13 protein-coding genes are annotated in these 14737 nt (G+C 38.2%); 9 read left to right on the top strand and 4 right to left on the bottom strand.

The features are described 5' to 3' along the window. Positions 1–27 precede the first annotated feature (27 nt). Entirely contained in the window at positions 28–1905 is a 1878-nt protein-coding gene (locus BC008_RS07600; RefSeq protein WP_072207697.1) for a peptidoglycan D,D-transpeptidase FtsI family protein, read from the top strand. 235 nt (positions 1906–2140) lie between these two features. On the opposite strand, the gene BC008_RS07595 is transcribed toward BC008_RS07600, so the two are convergent. Beyond that, complete coding sequence (locus tag BC008_RS07595) at positions 2141–2407, bottom strand: hypothetical protein (protein WP_058183391.1); 267 nt, start codon at positions 2405–2407, stop codon at positions 2141–2143. 678 nt (positions 2408–3085) lie between these two features. Next, the gene (locus BC008_RS07590) at positions 3086–5773 is read right to left on the bottom strand and encodes a tetratricopeptide repeat protein (protein ID WP_082650509.1); all 2688 of its coding nucleotides are present in this window, start codon (positions 5771–5773) and stop codon (positions 3086–3088) included. A 197-nt stretch (positions 5774–5970) separates the two neighbouring features. Here BC008_RS07590 and BC008_RS07585 point away from each other — a divergent pair, with 197 nt between their 5' ends. After that, positions 5971–6153, top strand: a complete 183-nt coding sequence (locus tag BC008_RS07585; RefSeq protein WP_027846613.1) for a hypothetical protein — start codon at positions 5971–5973, stop codon at positions 6151–6153. Between the two features lie 342 nt (positions 6154–6495). On the opposite strand, the gene BC008_RS07580 is transcribed toward BC008_RS07585, so the two are convergent. Further along, positions 6496–7710, bottom strand: coding sequence for a DUF790 family protein (locus tag BC008_RS07580; RefSeq protein ID WP_027846612.1), 1215 nt, complete (start codon positions 7708–7710; stop codon positions 6496–6498). Between the two features lie 236 nt (positions 7711–7946). Here BC008_RS07580 and BC008_RS07575 point away from each other — a divergent pair, with 236 nt between their 5' ends. From BC008_RS07575 to BC008_RS07570, 3 genes are all read left to right on the top strand, one after another. After that, complete coding sequence (locus BC008_RS07575; RefSeq protein WP_027846755.1) at positions 7947–9128, top strand: GNAT family N-acetyltransferase; 1182 nt, start codon at positions 7947–7949, stop codon at positions 9126–9128. An 11-nt stretch (positions 9129–9139) separates the two neighbouring features. Next, a complete protein-coding gene (locus BC008_RS46160) occupies positions 9140–9226 on the top strand; it encodes a hypothetical protein (RefSeq protein WP_072207698.1) in 87 nt (28 codons plus the stop codon). Positions 9227–9736: 510 nt separating this feature from the next. After that, entirely contained in the window at positions 9737–10117 is a 381-nt protein-coding gene (locus BC008_RS07570; protein ID WP_027846756.1) for a DUF4346 domain-containing protein, read from the top strand. Positions 10118–10264: 147 nt separating this feature from the next. Here BC008_RS07570 and psb32 read toward each other — a convergent pair whose 3' ends face one another. After that, entirely contained in the window at positions 10265–10987 is a 723-nt protein-coding gene (psb32, locus tag BC008_RS07565) for a photosystem II repair protein Psb32 (protein ID WP_027846757.1), read from the bottom strand. A gap of 603 nt (positions 10988–11590) precedes the next feature. Between psb32 and BC008_RS07560 the strand changes: the two genes are divergently transcribed. The 4 genes from BC008_RS07560 to BC008_RS07545 all read left to right on the top strand — a co-directional run bounded on the left by BC008_RS07560 (position 11591) and on the right by BC008_RS07545 (position 14561). Next, positions 11591–12610, top strand: coding sequence for a PstS family phosphate ABC transporter substrate-binding protein (locus BC008_RS07560; RefSeq protein ID WP_407657029.1), 1020 nt, complete (start codon positions 11591–11593; stop codon positions 12608–12610). A 99-nt stretch (positions 12611–12709) separates the two neighbouring features. Next, positions 12710–13237: a DUF6155 family protein gene (locus tag BC008_RS07555; protein ID WP_027846921.1), complete on the top strand. Its 528-nt coding sequence runs from the start codon at positions 12710–12712 to the stop codon at positions 13235–13237. 299 nt (positions 13238–13536) lie between these two features. Beyond that, positions 13537–14193 carry a DUF938 domain-containing protein gene (locus BC008_RS07550; protein ID WP_027846922.1) on the top strand — a complete coding sequence of 219 codons (657 nt, stop codon included), beginning with the start codon at positions 13537–13539 and terminating at the stop codon, positions 14191–14193. Between the two features lie 41 nt (positions 14194–14234). After that, on the top strand, positions 14235–14561 hold the full coding sequence (locus BC008_RS07545) for a hypothetical protein (protein WP_027846923.1): 327 nt from the start codon (positions 14235–14237) through the stop codon (positions 14559–14561). The last annotated feature ends 176 nt before the right edge of the window (positions 14562–14737 follow it).

Raw genomic sequence — 14737 nt, 5'->3', positions numbered from 1 at the left:
GGTTCGATTTAATATTTTTGCAAGTCCATGCGAAAGTTCTCCCGTAAAACAAAGTTAAAAAATCTCAAGAATTCTAGCTTAAAGAATTCAGGTTCTAAGGGTTCAGGTTTAAAGAATTTGGGTTTAAAGAATTTGAGAGATTCTCAACAACAGAGATTTTCTCAAAGCAGATGGAAAAAAAATCGCATCCCGGGACAACATCAAAAACGAGGTGTGAGATTTCGGTTATTTGTTGTCTGGAGCATACTAATTATTGCTGGTTTTGGGTTAGGAATTCATTTGTATAGTTTACAAATTATTCAGGGACCCAAGTTAACTAAAGCAGCGCGTTCCCAACAAATGTTTAATATGCGCCCTTTTATCCCTCGGCGCAAAATTATCGATCGCAATCGAGATGTGTTAGCGATCGACCGTCCTGTGTATACTTTGTACGTTCATCCCAATCAGTTTAACTACACCATTGAAGAAGTTGCATCTAACCTGGCGAAAATTCTTGGTAAGGATGCAACTGAATTAGAAACAAGATTCCGCAAGCATAAAAGTGGGATCCTCCTATCTCATGCTCTCCCCGAAGCAACCGCAGATCGATTATACGCTTTACGATTTGATGGCTTAGATCTGCGTCGAAAATATTCCCGATACTATCCCAAGGAAGATTTAGCTGCAGATGTTGTTGGTTATATTGATGGGGATCGACGCGGTCAAGCTGGAATTGAGCGTTCTCAGCAAAAAATGTTGGAGCGTCCCACCCGTACTGTACGCTTGAGTAGGTCTGGTAATGGTTCTTTAATGCCGGATTATGCTCCAGAAGGCTTTTTACATTTTGACGATTTACAATTGCAACTAACTATTGATAGTCGCCTGCAGCGTACTGCTCGCTCTGCTTTAACAAAGAATCTCAAAAAGTGGAAGGCTAAACGCGGTGCTGTAATTGTTATGGATGCGTGGGATGGTTCTTTATTGGCGCTGGTTTGTAGCCCGACTTATAATCCTAACAGATATAGCAAAAAAGATATTCCTTTATTTAGAAATTGGGCTGTTGCTGACTTATACGAACCTGGTTCTACTTTTAAGCCTTTAAACATAGCGATCGCTCTAGAAGCTGGCGTAATAAATCCCTTTGATGTATTTAACGATAATGGAACTATTCAGGTTGCCGATAGCACTATTAAAAATGCAGATAACAAAGGTAATGGACAAGTAGATATTGCTAAAATTCTCCAACGTTCGAGCAATATTGGAATGGTAAAAATCATCCAAAGGATGAGACCTTCTAGTTATTATAGTTGGTTAGAAAAAATTGGTTTAGGTGAACGTTCAAGAACAGATTTACCTTCTGAGGTTAATAGTCGTCTCAAGCCTGAAAAAGAATTTACTATTAAACCTATTGAACCTGCAACGGCTTCTTTTGGTCAGGGTTTTTCCCTTACACCTTTACAGTTAGTCCAAATGGTTGGTTCATTGGGGAATGGAGGTAAGTTAGTTACACCGCATGTAGTCGAAGGTTTGGTTGATAGCAAGGGGAAAATGCATGTCAAACCTGATTTAAGTCCACCCCGCCAGATTTTTTCTCCAGGAACTACCCAAAAAGTTGTAGAGATGATGGAAACAGTAGTTTCTAAAGGTACGGGTAAACCGGCAGAAATATCAGGTTATCGGATTGCGGGGAAAACTGGTACCGCACAAAAAGCTGGTCCTAATGGTGGATATCTCGATGATGCAAAGATTACAAGTTTTGTAAGTATTTTACCGGTGAATTCTCCACGTTATGTTGTTTTAGCGATTGTGGATGAACCAAAGGGTGAAAATGCTTATGGTTCGACTGTTGCTGCACCCATTGCAAAATCAGTTATGGAAGCGTTGATCCCGTTGGAAGGAATTGCGCCGGAAAAAAGTAATGAGTAATGAGTAATAAGTAATAAGTAATAAGTAATGAGTAATAAGTAATGAGTAAAAAAATCAAAATTTTATTGATTGTAGGGGTTATGGGGACGTTATGAGAATATACACCCTGACTAAATTTCACATCTGAACAATTTCTAGAACTAGATTTTTCGATCTGCTCAATCTGGAATAGATGTTTTCGGGTAACAGCAACAAATTATTGAGTAGATAATATAAAGTAGTGTGGTTAACTCACTCACTCTACATAGTCAACTGTAAATAAATGTTCTCTAGCCATTGGTTGGGCATTAAACCAAGTGCTATAGATTACTGATAATTGGTATAGTGCTGCATCCATCGCTAAACAATATTCTTTGTTTAACATCACAAATCCGTCATCATCTGTTCTTATATAACGTAGTTTTAGTTGAGTAATTCCAACTAAGTCTCTGTTTATTAATAAATTGAAGATTTCTTCTGTCAGTTCTTGTAGTTTTGTTTTATGTTGCTTCGCGATTGTCATGGTGTGTTTATCTTAATAATTTTCCACTTGACAGACGTCTCTAGGTAATTCTATATAAGTCATTCCCTCAGGTGGGCAAGATTTAAAATTATTAACAGAATATTAAGGAAGTACTGTCACAATTCAAAATTCAAAAGTCAAAATTCAAAAGTTATCAAATCCCCAATCCCCAGTCGCCAATCCCCATTCCACATGCTATATTAGAGATGTTGACAATTGTAATTACAAGTTGATTTAAAGACTAGCGCTTTATTCCAACACATGTGATTGCGATCGCAACACGATTAGTTTCATGCATTATGCGTGATACAAATAAAAGAGAAGTATAAAAAAAAACCCCGCTCTTGAAAGCTGTAGAGCGAAGGTTAACCTAAATCACTTGCTAATAATAACATGAGCAGGTAAATTTTGCTATTCATATTTTTTTGAATGGTAAAGCTTGTTATTGTTATCCTTAATTTGTCCGCATGTGTGAACATAAATTTGTTCACACATGCGGTTTAAAGTATTATTTCATTGCGAACGAAATATAGTGGAAAGTTATTGATATTTGGTTGTTGAGGAATCGGTTAGGTAACGGATGTGGTTTTTGGGTTGAACCACGAGCGTAAGTAACGGATAACGGATGTAGTAAGAATATTTCCTGTCGGTCCTGTAGAGACGTTGCATGCAACGTCTCTACTTAGAATATTTCCCCGTTTCCTGTTCCTTTGCAGCATAAAGTTTTTCCAGATTTTCACGTACCTTAATAGTGCGAGGATGATTCTCCCCAAGCTTTTGCTCCATAATCTTTAAAGCTTGTAGGTACAAAGGTTCGGCTTCTTCGTACCGTCCTTGGTCTCTGTAGAGATTAGCCAAATTATTCAAGCCAATCGCAACATCGGGATGTTCCTCCCCCAACAGGTGTTTGTCCATATCTAAAGCTTGTAAGAAGAGAGGTTCGGCTTCTTCGTACCGTCCTTGGTATTTGTAGAGTAAAGCTAAGTTATTCAATTCAATAGCAATATGAGGATTTTCCTTCCCCAACAGGCGTTTGTTCATATCTAAAGCTTGTAAGAAGAGAGGTTCGGCTTCTTCGTACCGTCCTTGGTATTTGTAGAGTAAAGCCAAGTTGTTCAAGCGAATAGCGACTTTGGGATGTCCCTCCCCCAACAAGCGTTTTGTCATATCTAAAGTTTGTAGGAACAAAGGTTCGGCTTCTTCGTATCGTTCTTGGTTTGTGTAGAGATTAGCCAAGTTGTTCAAGCTGGTAGCGACTGAAGGATTTTCCTCTCCCAACAGCCGTTTATCCATATCTAAAGCTTGTAGTAACAAAGGTTCGGCTTCTTCATACCGTCCTTGATATTCGTAAAGAGTAGCCAAGTTGTTCAAGTCAATAGCCACATGAGGATGTTCCCTCCCCAAGAGGCGTTTGTCCATATCTAAAGATTGTAGTAAAAAAGATTCGGCTTCTTCATACCGTCCTTGGTATTGGTAGATTAAAGCCAAGTCGCTCAATATTTCAGCAACTTTGGGATGCTCCTCCCCCAACAGGCGTGTTCTCATATCTAATACTTGTAGATACAAAGGTTCCGCTTCTCCGTAGCGTCCTTGCTGATAGTAGAGATTAGCCAAATTTTTCAAGGTTTGAGCAATGTGGAGATGTTCCTCCCCCAAACGTTTTTTCACTACTTCTAGACACTGCTCATACCAAGGTTGTGCTTGGTCATATAATCCCCGACCTTGGTAAAATTTACCATTACCAACAAAAGCCCAAATTAAATCATCATTACTAATGTATTGAATCAGTTTCTGATTTTTCATCTCTGCTAGATGACGTATGGCGGGGGCAAATTTGGTAATATCCTTGAGAGTGAGTGAATCAATCTCATCGATCTGTTTAGCGATCGCTAACATTACCCGATTAAAAGCACGTATAAGATATTCTTCTCCCGATTGGTAAGTAGTATCGGGGGGTTCTAACTCTTCCAACTTGATTTGGAAAAATTCCCGTAGCAGTGGATGCAGTTGATATGTTCCTTCACCTTTGTCCTGTAGCAAACTCAGTTTTAGGAGAACACAATCTCTAATATCTTCTAAATCTTCAGGGTCTTCCTCAGGTAAACATTCTTCAACTAGTTCCCAAGGTATTGGTGCGAAAGCAAATAAACTTAGTAAACAAGCCAGTTTTTTCTCTTCATATTTTAATTCTTCCCAACTCAACTCAAATGCAGCTAACGCACTACTATGGGGTGCTGTCATATCCCCATCAGTATTAGTCAAAGCACGATGATTCAGGCGCTTTTTATCTAACCTGCTCAACATTTCAGCTAGGGATAAATCCTGTTTCTGCGCCAGATATCTCCCGACTAGTTCTAACCCCAAGGGTAAATATCCTAACCATTCACATAACTTATTTGCTTGGGATTCCTCTGCGTTGACCCGTTCTATACCGATGAATGACTGCAATAATTTCAATGCTGCTTTTGGTTCTAATACATTCAGGGATAATTTCTTAATTGACCTTCCTAAATGCGATCTGGTTGTAATCAGGACTTTAAACCGGGATAAGCACGGAAGTAATGGTTTGATTTCTCCATAGTTGTTGAGGTTATCCAACACTAGCAACGCTTCACCTTTACCCCAGCGCTGACAACAGTATTGTACTTGTGCTTGCAAATCTAAACTATCCGGTGGATTGATATCAAAGTAAGTCTGAGCAAGCTGTACTATCTGCAAACCCACATCTTCTGATGCTCGTAACCAACAAATTCCACCTTGGTAAATTTCACGGTGCGCGATCGCATATTGCAAAGCTAATTCTGTTTTACCGATTCCACCCATACCATCAATAGAGGTAATCGATCGCCACCCAGTTGAGTTAATTGCTACTTGTTGATTTTGTTGTAGTAGTTTGTGGAGTTTTTGCAATTCCCCATCTCGTCCCACAAACTTAATGACTCCACTCCGGGGAAGATTATGCAATTTGGTAGGAGTGGGTTTGGATGATTTTCTTGGATGGCGATTTCGCCATTCTTCATCAAACTTTTTGAGATTCCCTTCTTTATTGTTTTTGGGACACCACAGTTTTAGTTTAAAACGCCATTTATCGCTTCCATGTTTCTTTACGCGCAAATCTTCGAAAATTCCTAAAAACTCTTCTAATGCTTTGAGTGCTTCTCGCACCCGTTCATTATTATCTAAATCAGCAAGTTCCTTCAGTACACGTAAAGTGGTTTCAACCATTAGTACTTGGTCTGATTCCCAATTAAATGTAATTTTAAAACGCTCGGGATTATCTAATTCGTAATTAGCATAAGCTAACAACTCTTCTAAAAGCTTTCTGACTCGCGCTTTAACATCATCACCGTAGGAAGGATTTGGCATAACTATAACTATAGAAGCTTGCAGTAAAAGTTTGAGATAAAAAATTCGAAATAAAGTCTAGCGATCCCCCAAACTTATTCTACATACCCGAAACTTTAAACTCGCAACTTCCCAGGATTTGAGTTTTTCAACAAAGAGAATTTTCTTTCGGGTACTACCCCAAATTTACCTTTACCTCAGAGTTAGGAATTTAACAAATGAGGAAGGTAATCAGCTTTATTCAACGGAATAAGAAGAAGTTAATATTGATTGCTGCGTTTGTGATCGCATTAATAGCAGATCTAATTTTTCCAGGTGCGGGTACTGCGATAAGCCCGAAGGGCATAGCCGAAGGCATCGATTTATTGTTCCTACTATGGGAACTGTGGCAATTATATTGATATTACCCGTAGGGGCGCACCGACGTGCGCCCTCAAACCTGTGTCATCAAACCTGTATCCTCAAACCTGTGTCATCAAACCTGTATCCTCAAACCTGTGTCATCAAACCTGTGTTTTCAAACCTGTGTTTTCAAACCTGTGTTTTCAAACCTGTATCCTCAGAGCTACACCTCGAAAAAGCTAATTTGATTCAAAAGCCAAGAAGATTATTACCCAATACAATTCAATTAAGGGACTTACGACTTAAAAAATATAATACTCGTTAGGGCGCACGTCGGTGCGCCCCTACCATAAACAAATATTGTTCGTGGTACGTTTCTATGGCTGTGGAGATCGGAAATCTTAATCTAACACCGCTAAAACTGACTTGGGTAACAACTTATCTTTAAACCAAACGATTTTAGCCGGGACATCATTTAATTTGACCCCTGCTTTATCTAAATTCAACCGTTCCGAAATCGCCAAAATTAAGTCGTTACGTTCGGAACGTCTTACCTGATAAAACTTCTTTTGTAAATATTCAGGACGCCAATACCCGACAATTTCTAACAAAAACGTTCTCCCATCGGGATGAACCAAGCGAAAATCGGGAATCATCACACTACCCGGAATCGGAATTAAATCGACTTCCCTTTCCAATACCCACTCAGTTTTTGCTGACTTCCATTTATTCGCAAAAGATTCTTCCAGCATACTATCGTAGGGTTTACCGGGGGAATAGTGGGTGACTAAACCACATTCTGAATTGAGGGTAAAACGTCCGGTTTTCCGAGCTTTGGTGTAAAAATCGCGGGTTTGCAAGGTTGAAGCTAAACTCCACTTGGTAACGTGAAGTAATGCAGGAATTAATTTCGCGATCGCTAAACCGTATCTGGTGCTGGGATGAAATAAACTTGTAGGTCCATCAATGGTAATTGTAAAACCATGGTCAGCATCGCCCTCAATATAAGACATCAATTGAAATAATTTGAGGTAGCGAAACAATAGCTTATATTGTCCCGGAACGTTGCGATGGGCGTTAATAATTAACTGACTGGCTTTATAAAAAACTCCCTGCACCTGAGACAAATTATAACGGTGCAATAATGATTCAGGAGTTGGCGCATCGAAATTCGTTAAAATCTTGTTTTCATTTAAATCTGCATATAAACCATCCCGCACCTGTGAGGGAAGAATTTCTTTTTCTAATTCTCGACTTAATTCATCTGCAACTTTACCCAGGGTAATTTGAGTTGATTCGCGACTAGGTGAAGATTTTGCAGCAACAGCAAATACCTTTGCTCGTAGCATCGGTGGTTCTAATGGACTTACCACCTCAAAGGTAGAAAAACTGCTTTTGAGAATATAAGCCAAACCCCGCTTCATCCGATAATCTGGGGTATCACCTTCCAGGTCAGAAAGTTGACGCTCCAATAAACCTTGGGTATTACCGACAGCATCCTGATAACAAGTAATAATTTCAGTAGCTACTTTTAAATTGCGATCGTCAATACTCAACCGCTTGGGAATAATTTCTTCGCCATTATGGCGGTAACTTAGTAGATCTGTTGGGAGCATGTATCAGTTATCAGTTATCAGTTATCAGTTATCACTTAAAAGTTATCAGTTATCAGTTAAGCATCTCCCGTTACTTATTACTTATTACTGTGCGCTTACGCGCCCCGCTGCGCTAACATTACTCATTACTTATTACCAAATCGCCAATCCCTAATCCCCAATCCCCAATCCCCAATCCCCAATCCTCGCCAGATTAAGTTAAGTTTATTAAAGCATTACTATCCGAACCACATAACATGGTGGAACAAATTAAGTCTCGCTATTCTGTTGCTTGGATTGAAAAAATTACTGAAGTCCCCCAAAGTGAATGGGATGCTTTAGCTCTCCCCCTAAAAACTCCCTTTTTTGAGTGGGACTGGTTACATAATATGGAAGCTTCTGGAAGCACTACGGCTAGAAGCGGTTGGAAACCACACCATTTAACATTATGGCGAGACAAAAACTTAATTGCAGTTGCTCCACTGTATATTAAATCTCACAGTTTTGGAGAATTTGTCTTTGACCATCAGTGGGCAGATATTTCCGAGCGCGTGGGTGTGAGATACTATCCTAAATTACTTGGTATGTCCCCCTTTACCCCTGCTGAAGGTTATCGGTTTTTAATCGCTCCGGGGGAAGATGAAGATCAAATTGTTGCCTTGATGGTACGGGAAATTGATAATTTTTGTAATAGATATGGTATAAGTGGTTGTCATTTTCTCTATGTAGATCCTCAATGGCGTCCTATCTTAGAAAGACAGGGTTTTAGCTCTTGGATGCATCATAGTTTCATCTGGGAAAATCACGGTTTTTCTAATTTTGATGATTATCTCAAAATTTTTAATGCTAATCAGCGTCGCAATATCAAACGCGAACGCAAAGCAATGACTAAATATGGTTTGGAATTAAAAGCTGTAACCGGCGATGATATTCCCAAATCCTTTTTTAGCTTGATGTATGATTTCTATGCTGACACCTGCGATAAATTTGGTTGGTGGGGAAGCAAATATCTAACGAGAAAGTTTTTTGAACTTCTACATACCAATTATCGCGATCGCGTAGTATTTATTGCAGCATATAGCGAACAGGATAATCGCCAACCACTGGGAATGTCATTTTGTTTGTATAAGGGCGATCGCATGTATGGAAGGTACTGGGGTAGCTACCAAGAAATTGATTGCTTGCACTTTAATGCTTGTTACTATTCACCCATAGAATGGGCGATCGCTAACAACATCCAAAGTTTTGACCCTGGTGCTGGAGGAAGACACAAAAAACGTCGCGGTTTTCCTGCTAGTCCGAATCATAGTTTACACCGCTTTTATAACGATCGCTTAAAGCAAATTTTCCTACCTTATATGCGCGAAGTAAATCAACTTGAAGAACAAGATATTGAAACAATTAACGCCGAATTACCTTTTAGTAAGAAAGATTCTTAGTAAAACTCTGGATTCAACGTAATCAGACCGACAAGTTAATTACTGATGAGTTGCTAGGGATGGGTACAACTAAGGAAGATATTGTATTTGCCAGGTAATACCCAAAATATGGCATTGCTGATTACAGATATGATTTTGCCCCCAACCCCCAATTCTGGGGGAGAAAGATAATTTAAAGTCCCCCATAGCATAGCGTGGCGTTAGCCATAACTTGGGGGATTTAGGGGGCTTAACTCAAATGGAAAAAAAATATGACCTTGCGGTCACGCAATACCTATAGCTGCGCTACCTACGGATCCGGTACGCTTCCGCTAGCCGCTAACATATTTGAATTCAGCAACGCCCAAAATATGGTGTTGTAAGTTGTTACGCATCTAATTTGTATATTATTCAATTCGATAGCGAAGCCTCAAACTTTCTTCAATTTTTACTTTTGACTTATGTCCTACGGACACGCTGTGCTAATGACTTTTGACTTGCACGCAGTGCTATATCTATCGGTTAAATTGAGAAATTTTTCTTCTATGTATGAGAGAAGTATTGAGAAAGAATTACACTGGAAATGAAGTGTAAAAACCTAAAAAATAGTAAATATTGAGAGAGAGAACATGGATTTGCTGGAAAATTTAACGGCAATAGATAATAAACTTTCTCACCGTCATATTGACCTCGACCCTAACGGCTACTTTATTATTTATCTCGATCGCGATGCTGGGTTAATTTGCGCCAAGCATTTTACCAACGTTATTGATGATCGCGGTTTAGCAGTAGATCCTGAAACCGGAAAGGTGATTCCTGCAAAGGGGAAAGTTGAACGAACTCACACAACGTTGTTTTCTGGAAGAACAGCAAAAGAATTGTGTGTCAAAATTTTTGAGGAGACTCAATCTCCTCCCGTAACAATGTTAGACCATGCAGCTTATCTCGGTCGGGAATTTATCCGGGCTGAAATCGCCTTGGTGACAGGAAAAGAATATGTTCAAGATTAAACAAATACAAACATTATCTTTTTCATCTTTTCAATTTTAACCATTAACCGTTAACAATAAATCTGTTAACAGTTAACGGTTAATGGTTAACCCTTACAAAACTTATGCTGTTCTAATATCTGAGATTACTAATGGTCATACCGATAGTTAACTATTAGATGAAGGTTGAACTGCTAAATAAATGTAGTAGGTCGCCATTGGGATTATAGTTGCAGCAACTAATAATCCTACAATCCAAGCAATAGCGTTACTACGTTCTTCTCCTTCTACCTTACCAAAATTACCTTCCACCGAAATATTATTATTAACTTCAGGTGGTCCCGGGTCTGCTTCCCCTGAGAGGATTTTACTCAGGCGATCGGTTGAATCTAAAAATGCTTGGTTATATTTATTCCCATCTCTCAAGGGTACTAACAAAGTTTCTGATGCTACACTTTCAGCTGTCTCCTCTGGAAGTAATGATTTGACTTCTTCACCTGTAGCGATCGCGCTTTGGTTAGTCAAAACGTCAATCACTAATAAAACTTGATTCGCCTTGTCTTCGGTTGTTGGAAACCATTTATCGAATAGAGCTTCGGTAAAACTTTGAGTCGTTTCACCGTAATCAAGTCGACGAATAGTAACTATTCTTACTTGCTTCCCAGTATTTTGTGCTAAATCTGCAAAAGTATTGCTTATTTGACCTTCGTTGGCACGGTTAATAACCTCACCTTGGTCTATAACCCAAGTATCTGAGTTAAAATTTGGTATGTCATAAACACCTGTAGCTGATGCTGGAGCACACATCAGCAATACAGCTAAAGTTGCGAAAATCAGTGATATTACTGATAGTGGAAATATTTTTTTAATTTGTTTGAGGAGCCCTTCCATGGGACAGACCATAATATACAGACTTGCACCAAAAATACAACACAATTAGGTCCATCACCAAATAATTACAGGGTGTTATTATTTATCACTACAAAAATAATACCACTATCACAAAAAAGTCATTAAGGCCAGAACAAACTGAAGGAAAATCTAAGACACAGGTAACTTAGTTATAGCCTCTAGCTGCGCTACCTATGGAGCCGCGAACTACGGATACGGAGCACTACCTATGGGTCTGATCCGCTAATGATTTTTTACTTACGCGTAGCGCTATATATTCCTCCTTTCTTTTGCTATGGCTTGCGAATAACTGAAAATTTAGTGTGATGGATAAGCACAAAAATAAATGTATAAAAACAGTACAGTAAGTCAAGGGTTGACATAAAATATTCGTTTCAAGGAAACTGTGATTGGCTTTGACGTACTCCAGACTGTATAAGTGTATAGGTTATATATTTTTTTTCTAATTACATAATATTTAGATAAGCAGAAAATTTTACTAATACAATCCAAAATAACCATGTTTCAAAAAAAAACAAGAATGCCGTTTTGATATTGACCCTGCTGATCTCTTCAAGCATTATCATTGGAGCTTTTTGGATTTTGGCTCATATCTACCGTATTGATTTAGGTCCTTCTTCTCAGGATTATCGTAAGAATAACAAGCGACACTCACTAAAGTTGAAATCATTGGGGGGTGAGGAGTTAACTCAAATTCCAGGAGAAAAATCGACTCAAGCAACAACTGAAAGATTTGCTGATATTAGAAACGTACCCTCCGGGATCTTTCGCTATGGAGGTAGTACTACCTGGGCTATTATTAGGTCTAAAACTGAACGAAAAATAGAAAGGGCATTTTTGAAATATGACCTACGTTATACAAACCCTATTACAAGGTCTCCCGACTCTGCTGTCGGGATTGAAATGTTGCTCAATAATGAATTAGCCTTTTCTCAAACTTCTCGTTCCCTTAAAGATAAAGAACATGAAGCCGCCCGAATGAAAGGCGTTACACTTACAGAAATACCAGTAGCAATTGATGGTATTGCAGTGGCAGTAAATCCTGATATCAACATACCTGGTATAACGATTGAAGATCTCAAAAATATATATACAGGTAAGATTTATAACTGGAAAGAATTAGGTGGACCCAATTTAAAAGTCGTACCTTACTCCAAACAGAATAAAGGAGGTACTGTAGAGTTTTTCATGAAAAACGTTTTACATAAAGATAAATTTGGTAAGACCGTTGAAAAGGTTGAAACGACCACCGAAGCCCTTAAAAAAATAAGTCAAAATCGGGGTGGTATCTTTTATGCATCTGCACCAGAAATTGTCAGACAATGCAGTGTTAAACCCTTACCAATAGGTCGAGTCGGTCAAAGATTTGTCTCACCTTACCAAAAGCCATTGATTCCACCTTATCAATGTCCTGATAAGCGCAACAAACTAAATATTGCTGCTTTCAAGAGTGATGAATATCCCATGACCAGAAGGTTATTTGTAGTTGTGAAAAACAACGGTCAGATTGAAGAAGAAGCGGGGAAAGCTTACGCTCAACTCATGCTAACCCAAGAAGGTCAAAAGTTAATTTCTGAGGCTGGGTTTGTTAGGATCCGTTAGTGGAAATGGATAATCCTTTGATTACATATTCCTAAGTAAATAATTTTGCTACGGTTAGTCAGTAACTAATTTCTACCACTACCCAGTCACAGAGATTAAATGACACAACCTCATATTACTCTTAGTCGCTTAAAGAAATACCTGAAGACTTGTTCTCAAGAACAACTAGTCAATGAGATTTCCGAACTTTTTCGAAGATTCCCTACAGTAAAACAGTACTACCAAATCAAGCTTTACCCTGAAAGTGAAGAACAGGTTATTAATAAATACAAAAAAGCGATCGAAAATGAGTTTTTACCATCGAGGGGCTTTGATAACACAATGCACAAAACTGCAAAAAAAGCTATTTCTGAATATAAGAAAATTAGTCAAACACCTCTAGGCCTGGTTGATATCATGCTATTCTACGTGGAGCAAGGTGTTAAATTTATCAGTACTTGCGGTGACATTGATGAAAACTTCTATATCAGTATAGAAGGAATGTATGAAAAAGCTGTTACATTCATCAGTGATAATGGGTTTAACGATATTTTTCAAGAACGCTGCCAAAAGATTGTAGAAGATACATCGGATATAGGATGGGGATTTCATGATGCTTTATCTGAAATCTATGAAGAATCTTTTTGAGAAACATCTTGGTTACAAAAAATACTTTTCTTTGTGACATTATCAAACTTTATTCATTATTATTCGAGTTCAAGCAACAGTAATAAAAAATACTTTACCTAGTTGATACTAAGACCGCATTAGTGATTTTTTATTCTCTTGTTATATGCTTAAAATTTATTTTGATCTGCCAAACCTCAACTATCATTAGTGTTAGTTGATTGACGCAAAATATTCTATTTTCACCGAACAAATCCAGCTTGGAAAAACGTAAAGTGAAAATATTTTTAAGTGATTAAAATACTTTTTAAGTGAGTAAAATGAACGAAGAGAAACCACAGCTAGATCCTCATCCCCTTAGTACTTATGTCGCATGGGCTGGTAAACGTAACCGCGATGCAATTTTAGCCGTATTGAGAGAGCAACTTCCCGAAAGCGACGGTCATGTTCTGGAAATCGCAAGTGGTAGCGGTATGCATCTATCGTATTTTGCTCCACATTTTAAGCATTTGTGCTTTCATCCATCGGATGTTGATGAAAGTGTTTTTGATAATATCAAGCAGTTGAAGCAAGAAAAAGGGATCGAGAATATGAGAGATCCTGTGAAGTTGGATCTTCTCGACCAGCAAACCTGGTCGAATCCTTTAGAGCAATTGTTTGATGTCATTATTTCCATTAATATCCTCCAGGTTGCTCCGTTTGAGGTTGGGGAAGGAATCGTGCAATGCTCTGCAAAGCTACTCAAACCAGGTGGATTCCTGTATATGTACGGACCATTCAAGGTTAATGGAGAATTTTCTTCTCCATCCAATGAAGAATTCGACCGACAATTACGTTCTGCTGGGGTTCCTTTTTGGGGTCTTAAGGATGTGGCTGATTTAACTGCAGCAGCAAAGGAGAATGGTCTGACCCTTAAAGATAAACTAGATATGCCGACTAACAATTTTTCTCTATTGTTTTCCAAACCTTTGACTTAATTTTGATAATTAAAAACTATCAAATCAACATTTAACCAAAAATGTCAATGAATAAAGTATTTGTATATGCCGAGTATCAAGTTTCGATTGATTTTACTCAAATAGATTGGGAGTCTGTCAATTTAGAAATGAAAAAATTTGCAGGATTAAAATCTAAAACTTGGTTAAGTGGTATAAACACCAATACTCTTGGAGGGTTTTATGAGTTTGATTCTGTAGAAAATGCACAAAATTATATAAATGGACTTTTGATTCCATTTTCTACCAGAATTAATGGAAATCTGAGCGTGAAAATTTTTGATGGGAATGTAACTCAAGAGGCTAATATTGGAATGAATTCTCCTTTTTATCTGACTAAATCTGAATAATACTCAAATATTGAAGAAAATTTGAAATTATTCAGAAAAAATTATTTAGGCAAATTTATTTGAGCAAAATTAACTTGATATTTTATGGGTGATACCAACTCTATGTGAAGTTGCATATAACTGTAGAATAAAGAATGAAGAAATAAAAGAAGCAAAAGCGAACAATGGGGCGTCCC

The sequence above is a fragment of the Mastigocoleus testarum BC008 genome (assembly GCF_001456025.1).
GTDB lineage: Bacteria > Cyanobacteriota > Cyanobacteriia > Cyanobacteriales > Nostocaceae > Mastigocoleus > Mastigocoleus testarum.
The sequence above is the reverse complement of the archived record's forward strand: the minus strand, read 5'-3'. Positions and strand labels throughout refer to the sequence as shown.

What these genes read in the sequence shown, in the direction of transcription:
- BC008_RS07600 (WP_072207697.1), top strand. Translation starts at nt 28, where the DNA reads ATGCGAAAGTTCTCCCGTAAAACAAAGTTAAAAAATCTCAAGAATTCT.
- BC008_RS07595 (WP_058183391.1), bottom strand. Translation starts at nt 2,407, where the DNA reads ATGACAATCGCGAAGCAACATAAAACAAAACTACAAGAACTGACAGAA.
- BC008_RS07590 (WP_082650509.1), bottom strand. Translation starts at nt 5,773, where the DNA reads ATGCCAAATCCTTCCTACGGTGATGATGTTAAAGCGCGAGTCAGAAAG.
- BC008_RS07585 (WP_027846613.1), top strand. Translation starts at nt 5,971, where the DNA reads ATGAGGAAGGTAATCAGCTTTATTCAACGGAATAAGAAGAAGTTAATA.
- BC008_RS07580 (WP_027846612.1), bottom strand. Translation starts at nt 7,710, where the DNA reads ATGCTCCCAACAGATCTACTAAGTTACCGCCATAATGGCGAAGAAATT.
- BC008_RS07575 (WP_027846755.1), top strand. Translation starts at nt 7,947, where the DNA reads ATGGTGGAACAAATTAAGTCTCGCTATTCTGTTGCTTGGATTGAAAAA.
- BC008_RS07570 (WP_027846756.1), top strand. Translation starts at nt 9,737, where the DNA reads ATGGATTTGCTGGAAAATTTAACGGCAATAGATAATAAACTTTCTCAC.
- psb32 (WP_027846757.1), bottom strand. Translation starts at nt 10,987, where the DNA reads ATGGAAGGGCTCCTCAAACAAATTAAAAAAATATTTCCACTATCAGTA.
- BC008_RS07555 (WP_027846921.1), top strand. Translation starts at nt 12,710, where the DNA reads ATGACACAACCTCATATTACTCTTAGTCGCTTAAAGAAATACCTGAAG.
- BC008_RS07550 (WP_027846922.1), top strand. Translation starts at nt 13,537, where the DNA reads ATGAACGAAGAGAAACCACAGCTAGATCCTCATCCCCTTAGTACTTAT.
- BC008_RS07545 (WP_027846923.1), top strand. Translation starts at nt 14,235, where the DNA reads ATGTCAATGAATAAAGTATTTGTATATGCCGAGTATCAAGTTTCGATT.